Source organism: Bradyrhizobium sp. 23AC (genome assembly GCF_054863025.1).
Window position 1 is genome coordinate 590,719 of sequence record NZ_JAVAYN010000002.1, and the last position, 14,632, is coordinate 605,350.

Here is a 14,632-nt window from a genome sequence, read left to right on the forward strand (position 1 = left end):
GTCAGTTCGGTTATGGGCTCGCGTCCAACGCATCCACGAATGGCTCATTAGGCCCGAGGGACGGCAAGGGCCTCGATCGCCTTCCCGCAACAGCTCACGCCTGCTTTTTTCCCCTGCCGCCAAGCGGCGGCATTCCTCGCGCAAGACAAAAAAGCAGGCTTTCGCCGTCCTCCGCTGCGCTGCGGGCCTGACGGCTGCGGGCCGATCGCTCCCCGGGCCAAGGATCGCCATCGAGGCTGCGATAGGCGCGGCTCGAACAACAGACAGACGGAGATTACCATGGCGACCATCGGCACTTTCACTGCTTCGGACAACGGCTACACCGGCTCGATCAAGACGCTCACGCTCAACATCAAGGCCAAGTTCACGACCTCCGAAAAGGACAAGGACAACGCTCCCGACTACCGGATTTTCGCAGGAGCGACCGAATTCGGGGCCGCCTGGAAGAAGACCGTTCGCGACAGCGACCGCGAATATCTCTCGGTCAAACTCGACGATCCGAGCTTCCCCGCTCCGATCTACGCATCGCTGGTCAAGATCGAAGGCGAAGATGGTTTCAGCCTGATCTGGTCGCGCCGCAGCGGCGACTGACGGCGGGCATCAAAGGCCCCGCCTCTTCGGAGGCGGGGCCTTTTCTGCGTTTCCTGCGCCGCTTTGAGGGAGGGAGATAAGAGCATTTTCGCGCTCAGAAGGTGGCGCGCGGCCACGAATTTGTGGCGCAACTTGAAGCGCCCTCGAGGCGTTGGGTTGGTCAAATCTAGATCTCAAATGGGCTTTCGCTGAGCGTTTGCGAGCTCAAATCGCCGCCTGAACGGCCGGTTGATGATGCCCCTTTCGATGTAAAACTCGACCTGGGCATTATGCCTCGCGTGCAAAACCAAGCCGCTTTCCAAGCGAAACATCTGGTCTGGATGGAACCTCGGACCTTTGCGCAAGCGCTGTTCGCGGGTGAGTTAATGACTCGCGAAAGCCTGTCTCCTCCGTCCGAAGCGGACGATTCTCTGCTCATGGAGCTACGACCTATGGCAGCCGTCCCCCATCCGAAACCCTCGCACGCTTCCTTTTTTCCCCGCCGGCAAGTCGGCTCCTCGCGGCTGCTTCGCTGCAAAAAAGGAGCGGGCTCAGGTGCGCCGCTGCGCTTCGCCCCGAGGGTTCGGATGCGCTCCGGCCGCCATAACGGTCTCGCCATCGCAGGGCATCGGCGCCTTGCGACAACGAAGGAGACAGGCCATGACCGCGATCGGATTCGTCACCCGTACAACGCACGGCGGCTACAGGGGCCAGCTTAAATTCCTGCCCATCTGCGCTGACATCGACATCGTGCCAAACCGCGATAAGTCTGACGATATCTCACCGGACTTTCGCATCTTCACCCAAGGGATCGAGGTCGGATCCGGTCTCATTTTGACCGGCGAGAGGTGCCGAACAGACTACTTCAGTCTGTCACTCGCAGCACCTGGCCTCGGAGGCCGCAAGCTCTGCGCCGACCTTGGTCGAACGGTCGGCCTAGGTGGTGATGGCGGCTTTTTCCTGATCTGGAATCCTGTCGACTAGGTCAAAATGTCGGGCTCCCGCGCATCGCGCGGGAGCCCTTTCTTGTTTCCCAGAAATCAGGTTTTGAAGATCGATGACTAGTTTGAGGGTGCCCTAACTGGGCGCCGCAGGTGAGTGAGCGCGGCTGAACAGCCTGCGCGACATCCTATTGCGATCGAGGAAACGCACTCGCACGTGGCGGGATTTTGCCTGAAACTGACGGTCGTTCGATGGCTTTTTCTCTTCGTTTCGACGCGGACAATCGCTCCTTCGCCGTTGGGATTTTCGCCAAATTAGGGACCAGGAGGCAAGAATTGATGGCTTGGACGCGTGCCGAATGGTCGAGCTTTTGCGTGCTTCTGCCTCAAATCGCTTGCTTCAAGATGGTGCGTCCGGTGTGCCATAGGAGTGCGATAATAGCGTACTGAAGGCATACGGGCGATGCCTTCGGCCCGCGCTCTACTCGTCGCTTCGCTCCTCACCGAGCCACCCTAGGGGTGTCTCGGCCCTTCGGGTCACGATCGCTATCGCAAGCGCGCAAACAGCAGGGCTTCGCTAGTCAGCTACCAAGTCGCAGCGGCTCTTGCGCAATGAATCGGCCATCAGTTGGCAGCGCCCTCGACTGAACTCTCAGTAGAGGGCACGCGCGGTTGAGCAACTGGCGAAAGGCCCCGCTTCGATCGGAGAAATGCACTTGCGCGGAGTGGAACTTTGCCTGGAATTGAAGGTCGCTCGATGGCCTTTCTCTCCATTCTGATGCAGAAGATCGCTCCATTGCCACTAGAGTTTGCGCCACCTTATAGGCCGCCGAGAGGCTGCAATTGATGGCTTGGACGGTCGGCTTTTTTGCTTGTTTCGCTTGGTCGGCAGATGCTGTCGCGGCAAGATGAGGAAGAGTTAGCGAGCAACAAAGAGGAGGGGGAGCAGGGCTCTTCAAATCGGGCTTCGAGATACCGGTGCACGGGGATAACGCGATCGTGGCCGAATCCGGAGTCTGGTGCGACGACTTGGAGCGTCGTTGCCACAAGGGAGAGCTCCGATGAAACTCTATGTTGGATTGGACGTCGGCCTTGAAGAAACCAGCGTTTGCATCGTTGATAGCGAGGGTCTCACGGTCCGCGAAGTCAAGGTCAACACCGAGCCAGAGGCGATCCGCTCCGCGTTGGAGGGCTACGCGGATCGCCTCGATAGGGTGGGGGTTGAGGCGTCATCGCTAGGTATCTGGCTGTATCGCGAACTACAGGCAGCCGGCCTTCCAATCATTGTCGTGGAAGCGCGCCATATGCGCGTTTCGCTATCGACGATGCGCAACAAAACTGACCGAAATGATGCGCGCGGCATCGCGCAGATGATGCGGCTGGGCTGGTACCGCGCCGTCCATGTCAAGAATATCGACATGCAAAAAATGCGCACGTTGTTGACCAACCGGAAGCTGCTCAAGCGTAAATTGGTCGACCTCGAGAACCATGTTCGCGGGGCACTGCGGGCCTATGGATTGCTCGTCGGAGCGGTCGCCCGGGGGGCTTACGAAGCTCGGATCCGCGAGCTGATCGAGCACTGCGACCCGGTCTTTGCGATGTCCATCGAGGTCATGCTGGACGTGCGCCGCGCGCTTCTCGAGGGCTACGAACGGCTGCATCGCGTGCTGCTGCAGGTGGTCCAGCATGATCCCGTTTGCCGCCGTCTGATGACGGTTCCAGGCGTCGGTCCGGTCGTCGCCTTGTCCTTCAAAGTTGGCGTTGATGACCCTCATCGCTTTGCCCGATCACGCACGGTGGGCGCCCATTTTGGCCTGACGCCGAAGCGCCACCAATCTGGAACATCGATCGATTTTGAGGGCCATATCAGCAAACAAGGCGATATCTCCGTGCGAGAGGCGCTCTGTGAGGCGGCTGCCAGCCTGCTGCTCCGGGTCAGAAAATGGTCGGCACTGCGGGCATGGGGCCTGCGGATCGCCAGGCGGTCGAGCATGCTGTGCGCGATTGCCGCGGTGGCGCGGAAACTCGCATGCATTCTGCATCGGATGTGGGTCAGCGAGACCGATTTCCACGTCGGATTCGGTGCCAAGATCACGCAACGGCTGCGCTTAAAGCCTGCGCAATAGCCTCCGCGCCGGCGAGCCAGGAAGGCGCTGGGGACACGCCCCAGCATTGTTGAGGAGGAACGAAACTAGAGATCCGCGCGCGCGGTGAGCGTCCCCTGGCGGGGCCGCGAAACGGGGAATGTCCGCTATCTCTTGCCTGCTGCCGCCCTTCGGGGACGAGAGCGCAAAACTGCTTGGACAGCCCTGTTTACGAACCTGGTGAAGAGCATGCGACGGCCCAAGTGCTGAACGCGAAGGAACGCATGGACCCCGCCTGGTGAATGCCACTGCAACGCGGTGTGGTGACGTTTGTGCGTCGTAGATGGAGGGAAGCAGCGATGCTTATTCTGCGAGGAGTCGAAGAAAAGCGTAGGAATGAGTTGACTTTGAACGCCCGATTAGGAAGGCAAGATAAAAGCACTGTCGCCTGAGTGCGGCTAAGTGATTGTCTGCACATCCAAGTTTTATCGCTAGCGATACGTGCAGTGTCGCTACGAAGCGGTAAGTCATTTCACTTGCTGACGATGCACCGCTGTATCAGATCTCAATTGCTTCTAACTGCCGTGAGCGCAGCAAAGTGAGCAACGTGATCTTGTCGAAGAATTTCAAGCTGTGCTGGGCTCCAGTGCGAAACCACGCTGTGGTTTCGTGAAGCGCAACGCATCTCGGCCATTCTGTTAGGCCGTTGTGAACGAGTCTCAAGCGAGCCGCGCGCGGCCTTGCGCCGGCGTGCCGCGGTGGTGCATGGCATGGGCTTCGAAGGTGCGCGTCGCACGAGCATGGTACCCCCCACGCGGCCAAGTACGCCGGCCGCAACCCGGTGCTCTCCGAAACCAAGTCTCAAGGACGAGACGATCGTCGCGGCTTAGGCAGCCCGCGTTTCCACGCCGAGCGAGCGCAGCGCAGCCCAATAGGCGGGATAGGTCTTGCCCACGCACTCGGGGTCGAGGATGACGATCCCGCCGATCCTGAGCGCCGCTAGCGCAAAGCTCATGGCAATGCGGTGGTCTTCGTAGGTCTCGATACGCGTCGGCAGAGTCTGGCCGGTGAGCTTCGGATCGGAGGCGACAATCAGGTCGTCACCCTCTTCGCGGCCAAGGCCGGGGCGGATGCGCGATAGCTCGGTCGCGAGCGCGCTGATGCGGTCGCACTCCTTTACCCGCAGATTGGCGATCCCGGTGAAGCGGACCGGCTTGTCGTTGAAGGCGGCCAGGACTGCGAGCGTTGGAACGGCGTCCTGCATCTGCGAGCCGTCGATCACGGCCGGAAGGTGCGGGAACATCCTGATGAGCTTCGCCGCCTGCGCATCGGGCTGCGTAAAGGCCTCCATCGGCACGCCGAGGTCAATGCGGCCGTTGGTCAGCGCCTCCGCCGCCCAGAGATAGGTCGAGGCGGAGGCATCGGGTTCGATGACGAAGTCGGTAGCGATGTAGCGGGTGGGCTCGATGCGCCATGTGGCGCGATCGACCGGCGCGACCTTCGCCCCAAACGCGGACATAGCGGCGACCGTGAGGTCGACATAGCCGCGCGCATCGAGGTCCTTGCCGGTAAGGGCGACTTCGATCGGACCTTCGCCACACGGCGAGGCCATCAATAGCGCCGAGACGTACTGGCTCGACAGCGATCCGTCGATCTCGACACGGCCGGAGCCGAAATGCCCGCGACCTTCGACCGTCACCGGCGGGCAGCCGGTGGGAGCGCTGGCGGCGATGCCGAGGGAGTGCATCGCCGTCACCAGCGGCCCGATGGGGCGCTTGCGCATCGCCTCGTCGCCGTCGACGGTTACCATCCCGTCGCAGAGTGCCACCGCCGCCGTGAGAAAGCGGGTGGCCGTTCCGGCGTTGCCCAGGAACAGCGGCTCGTCCGGCGCCTTCAGTGCCCCCGCGCTGGTGACGACGAAACTGGTTTCGTCCGGCTCGTCGACCAACACCCCCATCTGCCGGAGCGCTGCCGCCATCAGGGTTGTGTCTTTGGACTTGAGCGCGCCGGTGAGACGGCTTTTGCCTCGGGCGAGGGCCGCCAGCAGCAATGCCCGATTGGTGATCGACTTGCTGCCGGGCGGCGCGACCCGCCCAATGAGCGGGTGCGTGGGCGGCATGATGGCGAGCGGGGGCGAGGACATGGGGACGCCAGTGGCATACGATTGTCGCCAGCGCAAGCAGTCGTCGCCCTCCTCATTGTGGGGAGAACTTTTGGAGGCGGCACCCTTTCCGGGGCTTTTCCAATGTGCTTCAGTTGCCCGGTGGGCGGCAACCTTCAAGCTTCAACGACCTCGCCATCCTCCTTCACAAACCGGCCGACCGGATTGTCGAGAAGATCGACGACCGCTTCCGAGGGCCGGCACAGGCGCGTGCCCTTTGGCGTTACCACGATCGGGCGGTTGATCAGAATGGGGTGCGCGAGTATCTGGTCGATCAGTTCGTCATCGGACCATTTCGGATCGGCGAGGCCGAGGTCCTTGTAGGGTGTACCTCTCTCGCGCAGCAAGGCGCGGACCGATGTTCCCATTTCAGCGATCAGTCGCTTGAGCGCTTCGCGAGACGGCGGCGTCTTGAGGTATTCAATGACGGTCGGCTCGACGCCGCTCTGCCGGATCATCGCCAGCGTGTTGCGCGAAGTGCCGCAGTCTGGGTTGTGGTAGATCGTGACGCTCATCTTGTGGTCTCCGCGATAGGGACGGGGCCGCGCGCCTTCGTTGCGCCGAGCAGCCAGTTCATCAAGAGCATGCCGGCGAATGCCCCGCATAGCTCCGCAAGGATGAAGCCGGGGAGGTCAACGGGTCGGATACCCGCAAAGGTATTCGTTAGCGACCGCGCGATCGCCACGGCGGGGTTGGCGAACGATGTCGAGGCTGTGAACCAGTAGGCCGCGGTAATATAGAGGCCGACGAGCCAGGCCACGGCGGTCCGCTGAAACCGGATGCCGGCGAGGATCGTCGCGACCAGCCCGAACGCTGCAACGGCTTCGGCGAACCATTGTGGGCCTCCCGTCCGAACCTTCGTCGACAGATCGAGCAAGGGCAGGGCGAACATCAAATGCGCGGCTATCGTACCGGCAATGCCGCCGGCGATCTGCGCGATCACATAGAGCGCAGCCTCGTTCACCGGCAGTTCGCGCTTGCCGGCGAAGACGAGCGTCACCGCGGGATTGAAATGTGCGCCGGAGATGGGGCCGAGCACTGTTATCAGGACGACCAGAATGGCACCGGTCGGCAAGGTGTTGCAGAGAAGCGCAAGCGCGACGTCCTTGGTCAGCGTCGCCGCCATGATGCCTGAGCCGACCACGGTGGCAACGAGAATGCCGGTGCCAAGCGCCTCGGCCGCGAGGCGCCGCGAAAGATCAAAGTTGTCCATCAGCTTGCTTTCGGCTCCGGATGCGTTGCGCCATCGGAGCGGCCGATCTCGCGCAGTTTGGTGCCGAGCGAGAGCTTGTCGATGCTCCTCATCGGGAGGTTCACGAAGGTGTCGATCCGATTCTTGAGATAGCGGAACGCGGTGACGAACGCCGCTTGCTTTTCCAGTTCTGATCCCTCTACCGCGGCAGGGTCTTCGATGCCCCAGTGCGCTGTCATCGGCTGGCCCGGCCAGATCGGACAGGATTCACCTGCAGCATTGTCACAAACAGTGAAGGCGAAATCCATCACAGGCGCGTCGGGAACTGCGAACTCCAGCCAGCTTTTCGAGCGCATTTCGTCGATCGGGTAGTCCATGCTTTCAAGCGTGCGCAGCGCCAGTGGATGCACCGCGCCTTTCGGTGTGCTTCCAGCCGAGAACGACCGAAACCGGCCGGCGCCGTCCTTGCGAAGGATCGACTCGGCGAGAACCGATCGTGCCGAATTGCCGGTACACAGGAACAAAACATTATACGCGTGATCACGCACGGCTTCGCTCCTTTCGCTTTGGCGAACAGCAGGATTGCAGGGTTTGAACGACGGGCTCGCAAACTTCGGGGCGCCCGCCGCAGCAATCCTGCAGGAGGAAAACTGCGACGTCGCGAAATTCTGTGAGATTGGCGCGGTAGATGATCGACCGGCTCTGCCGCTCGGAGGTCACGAGGCGCGCGCGCGTCAGGATCGACAGATGCGCCGAAAGCGTATTTTGCGGGACTTCCAGCAGGCGAGCGAGATCGCCGGCCGCAAGGCCGTCAGGCTCGTGTTTCACCAGCGTCCGGAATGCTTCCAGGCGGGTCGATTGCGACAGCGCGGCGAGCGCCAGAACGGCATCTTCAGTTTCCATATATCCAGATATATGGAATTATGGAAGTCGCGTCAATCCAGAAGCGGAACCTCTCGGCACCACTCTTCAGTGCATTTTGCGAGTGAGCTTCTTGATGATCTCGCGGAGATCTGCGGCGTACTCCTCGACAACACGGCGCGCCTCATCAACCCGCGAGAGCTTGCGTGGTGGAGCGTCCGGTCGTTCGGAAGGCTCGTTTTCCATCGTCTCAATCCCACTCATCATACCTGGTACGGACTGATTCAACTCAAGTTTCGGTTCCATTCTTGGACTTCGCGGGCGAGCGCGATTTTCCCAACGTCATGTTATTTCGAAAATTCTAGAAATATGGTTTGACAGTCGAGCCCTAGAAGCACATCATGGCGACCATGAAGATCGACGACGCAGCAGCACGCCTGGAAGCTTTGGGCAATCGGACACGGCTCCAGATCTATCGAGCCTTGGTTCGGGCAGGGCACCCGGGCATGCCTGTTGGGCGCTTGCAGGAGAAGCTCAAGATCCCGGCCTCGACGCTGTCTCATCACATCAAGACTTTGGTCTCGGTCGGGCTGGTCAGTCAGATCAGGGAGTCGACGACGCTTGTTTGTCACGCGAATTTCGATGCGATGCGGGGCCTCGTCGATTTCCTGGCGGCGGAGTGCTGCGCGGACGAAGCCATATGCAAGGATACCCAAACGGCGGGCTGACTATTTTGGTCGCTATTATTCGATGATTCTAGAATGATCGGAGAAGAGAAATGAACGGCAAGACGGTCGCAATCGTTGGGGCAGGTCCAGTTGGCCTCGCAGCCGCAGCGCACGTGCTCGAACGCGGCATGTCGCCGATTGTGCTCGAAGCCGGGCCGGACGCCGCCCATGCCGTTCGTCGATGGCAGCATGTTCAGCTGTTCTCGCCCTGGGAATACAATGTCGACAAGGCAGCGGCGCGACTGCTTGCCCCGACGGGATGGAATTCGCCGGACCCTCAGTCCTATCCAACCGGCGGCGAATTGATCGATCAGTACCTCGATCCGCTCGCGACACGCACACCGCTCCGCGAGACGATCCGCACCTCCAGTCGCGTGACGGCCATCAGCCGCGCCGGCTTCGATAAAGCGAAGACAAAGGGGCGGGAGCAGGCGCCTTTCGAGATCCGCTATCAGAACGGCAAGGGCTCCGAAGTGCTGCGCGCCGATGCCGTCATCGATGTGTCAGGCACGTGGTTCTCTCCCAATCCCGCCGGCAGCAACGGTTTGCCGGTGATCGGTGAACGCGAGCGCGCGGATCGTATTGCCTACGGCATGCCGGACGTGCGCGGCACCCATCGCACCAGATATGCCGGCAAGACGGTCGCTGTGCTCGGCGCCGGCCATTCTGCCGTGGGCACATTGATCGATCTGGTGCAGCTCGCCGACGAGGTGCCCGGCACACAAGCCATCTGGTTGTTGCGCGGCGCCGATCCCGCAAAGGCCTTTGGCGGGGGCCGCAATGACAAGCTTGCCGCACGCGGCGAGCTGGGCTCGCACTTCGCGGCGCTGGTGGCTGCGGGGAAGATCAAGGTGGAGTCCGGATTTGGCGTCATGCATTTTTCGGACTCCGAGGGTGGCCTCAGGATTTCGGCCGGTACCTGTTGCGGTGCGCGAAGCGTGGTTGCGGACGAATTGATCGTCTCGGCGGGCTTCCGTCCCGATTTTTCATTCCTGTCAGAATTGCGCCTGCGGCTTGATCCAGCCATCGAAGCACCGGTCGCACTCGCACCGCTGATCGATCCCAACGAGCATAGCTGCGGCACCGTCCGTCCCCATGGTGCGCGCGAACTCGCGCATGATGAGCCGGGCTTCTATCTTGCCGGCATGAAATCCTACGGCCGTGCGCCGACGTTCCTGATGATGACCGGCTACGAGCAGGTGCGCTCGATCGTCGCCGACATCGCGGGCGACAAGGAGGCGGCCGCGCGGGTCGAGCTCGTGCTGCCGGAAACTGGCGTCTGCACGCGCGGTGGCCTCGAGTCGACTGCAACGGGATGCTGTGGTGGTCCGGCGAAGGAAGAGGCCTCGGCCTGCTGTGTCGCCGACGAAACGGCGAAGAAGGCAGGCAGCGCGGGGTGCGGTTGTTCATGAAGCAGGTCCCTGCGGGCTCGCTCGCGGTCGTCGTTGCACTCGGCACCGCGCAGACCATTGCGTGGGCGTCGAGCTATTATCTCCCCGCTATCCTGGCTGCGCCGATTGCACACGATCTCGGGCTCGCGCCGACCCACGTGTTTGGGGCGCTGACGGGTGCGCTTGTTATCTCTGGATTGCTCGGCCCGCGCGTCGGACACGCCATCGATACGTTTGGCGGTCGGAGTCTGCTCGCCGTCTCGAACCTCGTCTTTGTCGCAGGCTTGCTCCTCCTGTCTGTAACCCACGGCATGGCGCTGCTGATCGCCGCGTGGATGGTGCTTGGGATTGGCATGGGCATGGGCCTCTATGAAGCGGCCTTCGCCACGCTTGCCCGCATCTATGGTGCCAATGCGCGACGAACCATCACCGGCATCACCCTGATCGCCGGCTTCGCCAGCACTGTCGGTTGGCCACTCACGACCTGGCTCGCATCGGAGTACGGCTGGCGTGTCGCCTGCCAGGTATGGGCGGTGATCCATATCTGCGTTGCTTTACCGCTCAATCTTTCGCTGCCGCGCGCGGTCCCGTTGGACCTGGAGTCTCGACCGGGCGCGGGATCGGGCCAGCAGTCCGAACGTCAGAGCGAAACGTTCTCGATGGTAGTGTTGGCCTACATGTTCGCGGCGACGAGTTTCGTCAGTTCTGGAGTGTCGGCGATCCTGCCGACGATGCTGGTCGCATTTGGCGCGACACCGGCACAGGCCTTGTTCGCGGGGACATTGGTTGGACCTGCTCAAGTTGCTGCTCGCATCCTCGAGGCGGGATGGCTCGGCGGATTTCACCCACTTCTTTCCGCGAGGCTGGCCACGCTCATGAACCCGATCGGTATCGTTGCGCTGGTCGCGGGTGGCTCCTTCCTCGCGCCGGCCTTCTCGGTGTTCTATGGCGGGGGCAACGGCATCATCACCATTGCCCGCGGGACGCTCCCATTGGCGATTTTTGGGCCGACGGGTTTTGGCAGGCGTGTCGGAATGATCTCGCTGCCGGCCCGCGCGACCGGTGCCTTCGCGCCGCTTGCATTGGGGGTTATGGTGGAGCATTTCGGTCGCAATGCACTGTGGATCAGTGCGCTCGCCTCGATCTCCGCGTTTGTCGCGCTGCTCTTCCTGCATACGGATCGGACGGCATAAAGGTGCTTCGGACGGGAGGAGAACATTCGTAGCCTGGGCGGCTGGCCGCTGATTATGGTCATGTGCATCGGCCAGATCGGCAACCTGCCGCCCTTCTGGAGAAGACTCTGATCCGGGTTGGCAACGCCGAGTATGCCGAGAAGAACAAATCCTACGGACTGACTACCATGCGCCGTAAGCACGTCGCGGTCGGCCGCGGCGTCCTTCGGTTCGACTTCACGGGCAAGTCGGGCAAGAAGTGGAAGCTTCGCGTCGAGGACAAGCGGATAGCCGCCATCGTGAAGCGTTGCGCGGAGATCTCGGGACACGAGCTCTTCAAGTACCTAGACGACGACGGACAGCCGCGCACCGTCGATTCCGGCGACGTCAATGCCTACATCAAGGACATCACGGGCGAGGATTTCAGCGCCAAGGATTTCCGCACTTGGGCGGGGACGGTTCTGGCGGCGCTGGCCCTGGCCGAGTTCAAGAAGTATGACGGCCAGGCCGAGGCGAAGCGCAACGTCGTCGCCGCGATTGAGAGCGTCTCCAAGCAGCTCGGGAACACGCCGGCCATCTGCCGCAAGTGCTATGTGCACCCAGAAGTCCTGAACGCCTACATGTCCGGCGACCTCGTGAGGATGATCGAAGCCAAGCTCGCGCAGAAATTCAAGCGCCAGTATGCCAAGCTCACATCCGACGAGATCATGGTGCTGGCATTTCTCCGCAAGGGTCTCGATTCTCTAGAAGGCCGCGCCTAGTCTCCGGACGCCCTGGGTCCTGACCGACCGCTTTCGGGCGGGCCTTAAACGGCACGTGCTCTGGTCGGCGGAAACGGGCCCTGCATTCAGGTGTGGGGTGCTGAGCGTGGTGCGAGGTCGAGGGACGGTCGTGGCCGGCAATGCCGCGCAGGTACGGTCTCCGTCCTTCTGGTTCAGGTCGTACCGGCTTTGTAGTAGCCAATGCACAACTCGGCTGCTGGATGGCCGGATCAAAGGCGGTCGTTAGATCGGGCGAGCTTGGCGCAAGCAGCGCGAGCGAAGCAAGAGCGGCTTCTGGTCGGAACATCGAGCCCCAAGGGCACGTTGCTACGAGATGGAAGCTTTTCTGCAACGCCTCTTGACGGCGAGGTCGGACTTTCCGATCTGGCTGCGCTATACATTGACACTTGGTCTGGTGGGCATCGCTTTCATCGCCCGGGTGATGCTGGACGATTACCTGCGCTCCTACCCTGTTCTGCTGTTCATACCGGCAATCTTCCTATCCTCCGTCCTATTCAATCGCGGCAGCGGTATCGTGGCCACCGCGGCAGGTGCCGCGCTCGCCGCCGCCTACTTGATCCCGGAGCCACCATCCTCCGCTGCGATCCCACTCATCCTGTTCATTCTGACGGGCATCTGCATCGCCGCTGTCACCGAGCTCCTCAGGAGCACGCTGCACAAGCTCTCCGAGGCTAAACGCTATACCGACGTACTCCTCCAGGAGCTCGCGCACAGAACGCGGAACGACCTCGCCACGATCGTCTCGATCCTCCGGCTCCAGGCCCGCTCGGCAACCGACCCGGCCGTTCAAATGGCGATCGCATCCGCGGTGAGCCGGGTGGACGTGGTTGCGAAGGTCCACGACCGCCTGCGCGATACCGCCGACAGCAGCCGCATCGCGCTTGCGCCGTACATCCAATCCCTGTGCGGTGGCCTAGCCGACTTCCATCGTGGCGTCCGTACGATCTCGATCGGGGTCCGCTGCGACGACATCGAAGTGCGGAGCTCGCAAGCGGCTTCGATCGGGCTGATCGTGAACGAACTGGTAACGAACTGTTTCAAGTACGCCTTTCCAGAGGGGCGTCGCGGCACGGTGGAGGTCGATGTGCGCGCCAAGGACGACCGCATCCTCGTAACGGTACAGGACGACGGGGTCGGCTGTCCGGTCGAAGTCAAGGGCGGACTCGGCACGCGGTTGATCAGCCTGTTGGCGTCGCAGATGAAGGGGACCGTGATGAGAAGGCCGCTTCCAGAGGGATGCGAGGTCCAGGTCTCGCTCACGCTCGACGCCTGAGCGACCCAAGCGCTCAATTTTGCCGAAGGTGGTTGCAACCCGGGCCCCGTTCCGGCGTAGACGCTTTGGAGCGACAGACCATGGCCGCCCAATCGCCGAAGATACTCGAAGAACTGCAGCGATACAGAAGGCTGCACGCGGAAGCGACGGACCCGCTTGCGGTGCGGCTGCTGCAGGACATCATTGCCGAGCTTGAGGCGAGCCTGCCGACGGAGCAGCAGGACGCAGGGAAGAAGGCTGACGACGGCTAGGCCGCGGTCCGGGATCGGCCTCGGTATAGGCTCAAACGTCGCCCATTTTGGCAATGTGCGGGGCCCAGTTAGTTGTCCTCATCTCGCGAAGGCGCGTTTCTGTCGACGAGAGTTGGCTTGCCCGCCGCGCTTGTCAGGGCAGCGGCGCCGGCCCGTCCCTCGCAATCATCCTTTCGGGAGGCCTAATCCCTCGACCGCTCGGCCGCAGATTTCGGCGGGATCCTTGAGGCCGGTCTGACCGACCTCGATGATCTTCTTGGCGATCAGTTCGGTCAGAGGGTCGTTGCGATCCTGCACGCCGATCCTGCGGAGCGCCTCTTCGTAGGCCCTCGAAAGCCGTGTGATCTCTTCCGGCCCTAGAGGTGAGTTCTGAAGTATTCGATAGATGGCCAACTGTTACCCCCGAACGCCTGGGGTAGCGTAGCACCGATGTGCTGTGGGAGCATTGCATCCTTGCGGCTAATTTTAACTTCTGCACCCATGCAGGCGTCGGCCAGAAGAGCGTCGCCGATGAGCAACGCCGAACCTCGTTGCGCACAGAGGAGTGCCAAGCTTTCTCGACGCCCCTGCCCCAGGGGCGAACCCCGAACTGGCCCCAGCTCATTAGCCCCCTAGCCCCCCGAGCTGGGGCCTTAATCCGGAGCAGAAGGCTAGTCCTAGTCGTCTAGGCCGGCAGCGGCGGAATCCTTGGCGCCAAGCAGCTTCAGCGCTGTGTCGATCTTGGCGAGCAGCGCCTGGATTTCGGCGGTCTCGTTTGAGCCGGGATCGGCTTCGAGCCGCGCCAGCAACTGCTCTTTCTGGGCCAGGAGCTTCGCAACAGTCGACGTCTCGTCGTCCCCACAGGAAATCAATGGAGAAAGGGCCGCTCGGAGAGCCGCCCTTTCCTAGTTCACCAGCTCCGGGTGCCGAAGCTGAAACCGATGCTGGGGCCACCGCCATAGTAGCCGTAGCCGCGATCGTGGTAGCCGGGGCCGCCATAGTAGCCGTAGCTCCGGCGGACCACGTAGCCGTCGTCCCCGCCGTAGTAGCGCTGGACATAGCGGGGGCCCCGGGTCCGGTAGCAGCGGCCATACTCGTTGCAAACGAGACGTACCTGCACGGTGCCACTAAGCTCGGTCGAAGCGATGGCTGCAGGCGCGAGCGGGGCGGCGTTCGCGGAGGCCGCCATCAGAGACGCCGTAAGCGCTCCTAGCACGATGGTCTTCATGGATATTCTCCTTCGCTGC

The 14,632-nt window shown here is 62.1% G+C and carries 18 protein-coding genes; 9 read left to right on the top strand and 9 right to left on the bottom strand.

Going from position 1 to position 14,632, the window contains the following annotated elements; translation table 11 throughout:
- Positions 1–279 precede the first annotated feature (279 nt).
- The 3 genes from RAD10_RS08030 (at position 280) to RAD10_RS08040 (ending at position 3,637) form a co-directional block, all read left to right on the top strand.
- Complete coding sequence (locus RAD10_RS08030; protein ID WP_461616995.1) at positions 280–591, top strand: DUF736 domain-containing protein; 312 nt, start codon at positions 280–282, stop codon at positions 589–591.
- Positions 592–1,230: 639 nt separating this feature from the next.
- On the top strand, positions 1,231–1,554 hold the full coding sequence (locus RAD10_RS08035; RefSeq protein WP_461616996.1) for a DUF736 family protein: 324 nt from the start codon (positions 1,231–1,233) through the stop codon (positions 1,552–1,554).
- Positions 1,555–2,572: 1,018 nt separating this feature from the next.
- Positions 2,573–3,637, top strand: coding sequence for an IS110 family RNA-guided transposase (locus RAD10_RS08040; protein WP_461616997.1), 1,065 nt, complete (start codon positions 2,573–2,575; stop codon positions 3,635–3,637).
- 844 nt (positions 3,638–4,481) lie between these two features.
- Here RAD10_RS08040 and RAD10_RS08045 read toward each other — a convergent pair.
- The 6 genes from RAD10_RS08045 to RAD10_RS08070 all read right to left on the bottom strand — a co-directional run bounded on the left by RAD10_RS08045 (position 4,482) and on the right by RAD10_RS08070 (position 8,115).
- Complete coding sequence (locus RAD10_RS08045; protein ID WP_461617071.1) at positions 4,482–5,738, bottom strand: 3-phosphoshikimate 1-carboxyvinyltransferase; 1,257 nt, start codon at positions 5,736–5,738, stop codon at positions 4,482–4,484.
- 134 nt (positions 5,739–5,872) lie between these two features.
- Positions 5,873–6,271 (bottom strand): arsenate reductase (glutaredoxin), encoded by a 399-nt coding sequence (gene arsC, locus RAD10_RS08050; protein ID WP_461616998.1) that lies wholly within the window; start codon positions 6,269–6,271, stop codon positions 5,873–5,875.
- Positions 6,268–6,969 (bottom strand): aquaporin, encoded by a 702-nt coding sequence (locus RAD10_RS08055; RefSeq protein ID WP_461616999.1) that lies wholly within the window; start codon positions 6,967–6,969, stop codon positions 6,268–6,270. The genes arsC and RAD10_RS08055 overlap by 4 nt, the downstream gene beginning before the upstream one ends.
- Positions 6,969–7,496 carry an arsenate reductase ArsC gene (locus RAD10_RS08060; RefSeq protein WP_461617000.1) on the bottom strand — a complete coding sequence of 176 codons (528 nt, stop codon included), beginning with the start codon at positions 7,494–7,496 and terminating at the stop codon, positions 6,969–6,971. Before RAD10_RS08060 ends, RAD10_RS08055 begins: the two co-directional genes overlap by 1 nt.
- Positions 7,489–7,851: an ArsR/SmtB family transcription factor gene (locus tag RAD10_RS08065; RefSeq protein ID WP_461617001.1), complete on the bottom strand. Its 363-nt coding sequence runs from the start codon at positions 7,849–7,851 to the stop codon at positions 7,489–7,491. Before RAD10_RS08065 ends, RAD10_RS08060 begins: the two co-directional genes overlap by 8 nt.
- A gap of 66 nt (positions 7,852–7,917) precedes the next feature.
- Complete coding sequence (locus RAD10_RS08070; RefSeq protein WP_461617002.1) at positions 7,918–8,115, bottom strand: hypothetical protein; 198 nt, start codon at positions 8,113–8,115, stop codon at positions 7,918–7,920.
- A 104-nt stretch (positions 8,116–8,219) separates the two neighbouring features.
- On the opposite strand from RAD10_RS08070, the gene RAD10_RS08075 reads away from it, so the two are divergent.
- From RAD10_RS08075 to RAD10_RS08100, 6 genes are all read left to right on the top strand, one after another.
- The gene (locus RAD10_RS08075; RefSeq protein WP_461617072.1) at positions 8,220–8,537 is read left to right on the top strand and encodes an ArsR/SmtB family transcription factor; all 318 of its coding nucleotides are present in this window, start codon (positions 8,220–8,222) and stop codon (positions 8,535–8,537) included.
- A 50-nt stretch (positions 8,538–8,587) separates the two neighbouring features.
- Positions 8,588–9,949 carry an NAD(P)-binding domain-containing protein gene (locus tag RAD10_RS08080; RefSeq protein ID WP_461617003.1) on the top strand — a complete coding sequence of 454 codons (1,362 nt, stop codon included), beginning with the start codon at positions 8,588–8,590 and terminating at the stop codon, positions 9,947–9,949.
- Positions 9,946–11,121, top strand: coding sequence for an MFS transporter (locus tag RAD10_RS08085; RefSeq protein WP_461617073.1), 1,176 nt, complete (start codon positions 9,946–9,948; stop codon positions 11,119–11,121). Before RAD10_RS08080 ends, RAD10_RS08085 begins: the two co-directional genes overlap by 4 nt.
- 62 nt (positions 11,122–11,183) lie before the next feature.
- Entirely contained in the window at positions 11,184–11,861 is a 678-nt protein-coding gene (locus RAD10_RS08090) for a DNA topoisomerase IB (RefSeq protein ID WP_461617004.1), read from the top strand.
- 334 nt (positions 11,862–12,195) lie between these two features.
- Positions 12,196–13,155 carry a sensor histidine kinase gene (locus tag RAD10_RS08095; RefSeq protein ID WP_461617005.1) on the top strand — a complete coding sequence of 320 codons (960 nt, stop codon included), beginning with the start codon at positions 12,196–12,198 and terminating at the stop codon, positions 13,153–13,155.
- 80 nt (positions 13,156–13,235) lie between these two features.
- The gene (locus RAD10_RS08100; protein WP_461617006.1) at positions 13,236–13,406 is read left to right on the top strand and encodes a hypothetical protein; all 171 of its coding nucleotides are present in this window, start codon (positions 13,236–13,238) and stop codon (positions 13,404–13,406) included.
- 165 nt (positions 13,407–13,571) lie between these two features.
- Here the strand turns inward: RAD10_RS08100 and RAD10_RS08105 are convergent, their stop codons facing one another.
- The 3 genes from RAD10_RS08105 to RAD10_RS08115 form a co-directional block, all read right to left on the bottom strand.
- Positions 13,572–13,799, bottom strand: a complete 228-nt coding sequence (locus RAD10_RS08105; protein WP_461617007.1) for a hypothetical protein — start codon at positions 13,797–13,799, stop codon at positions 13,572–13,574.
- A gap of 263 nt (positions 13,800–14,062) precedes the next feature.
- The gene (locus RAD10_RS08110) at positions 14,063–14,257 is read right to left on the bottom strand and encodes a hypothetical protein (RefSeq protein ID WP_461617008.1); all 195 of its coding nucleotides are present in this window, start codon (positions 14,255–14,257) and stop codon (positions 14,063–14,065) included.
- A gap of 38 nt (positions 14,258–14,295) precedes the next feature.
- Positions 14,296–14,613 carry a hypothetical protein gene (locus tag RAD10_RS08115; protein WP_461617009.1) on the bottom strand — a complete coding sequence of 106 codons (318 nt, stop codon included), beginning with the start codon at positions 14,611–14,613 and terminating at the stop codon, positions 14,296–14,298.
- Positions 14,614–14,632 lie beyond the last annotated feature (19 nt).

What these genes read in the sequence shown, in the direction of transcription:
- RAD10_RS08030 (WP_461616995.1), top strand. Translation starts at nt 280, where the DNA reads ATGGCGACCATCGGCACTTTCACTGCTTCGGACAACGGCTACACCGGC.
- RAD10_RS08035 (WP_461616996.1), top strand. Translation starts at nt 1,231, where the DNA reads ATGACCGCGATCGGATTCGTCACCCGTACAACGCACGGCGGCTACAGG.
- RAD10_RS08040 (WP_461616997.1), top strand. Translation starts at nt 2,573, where the DNA reads ATGAAACTCTATGTTGGATTGGACGTCGGCCTTGAAGAAACCAGCGTT.
- RAD10_RS08045 (WP_461617071.1), bottom strand. Translation starts at nt 5,738, where the DNA reads ATGTCCTCGCCCCCGCTCGCCATCATGCCGCCCACGCACCCGCTCATT.
- arsC (WP_461616998.1), bottom strand. Translation starts at nt 6,271, where the DNA reads ATGAGCGTCACGATCTACCACAACCCAGACTGCGGCACTTCGCGCAAC.
- RAD10_RS08055 (WP_461616999.1), bottom strand. Translation starts at nt 6,969, where the DNA reads ATGGACAACTTTGATCTTTCGCGGCGCCTCGCGGCCGAGGCGCTTGGC.
- RAD10_RS08065 (WP_461617001.1), bottom strand. Translation starts at nt 7,851, where the DNA reads ATGGAAACTGAAGATGCCGTTCTGGCGCTCGCCGCGCTGTCGCAATCG.
- RAD10_RS08070 (WP_461617002.1), bottom strand. Translation starts at nt 8,115, where the DNA reads ATGGAACCGAAACTTGAGTTGAATCAGTCCGTACCAGGTATGATGAGT.
- RAD10_RS08075 (WP_461617072.1), top strand. Translation starts at nt 8,220, where the DNA reads ATGAAGATCGACGACGCAGCAGCACGCCTGGAAGCTTTGGGCAATCGG.
- RAD10_RS08080 (WP_461617003.1), top strand. Translation starts at nt 8,588, where the DNA reads ATGAACGGCAAGACGGTCGCAATCGTTGGGGCAGGTCCAGTTGGCCTC.
- RAD10_RS08085 (WP_461617073.1), top strand. Translation starts at nt 9,946, where the DNA reads ATGAAGCAGGTCCCTGCGGGCTCGCTCGCGGTCGTCGTTGCACTCGGC.
- RAD10_RS08095 (WP_461617005.1), top strand. Translation starts at nt 12,196, where the DNA reads ATGGAAGCTTTTCTGCAACGCCTCTTGACGGCGAGGTCGGACTTTCCG.
- RAD10_RS08100 (WP_461617006.1), top strand. Translation starts at nt 13,236, where the DNA reads ATGGCCGCCCAATCGCCGAAGATACTCGAAGAACTGCAGCGATACAGA.
- RAD10_RS08115 (WP_461617009.1), bottom strand. Translation starts at nt 14,613, where the DNA reads ATGAAGACCATCGTGCTAGGAGCGCTTACGGCGTCTCTGATGGCGGCC.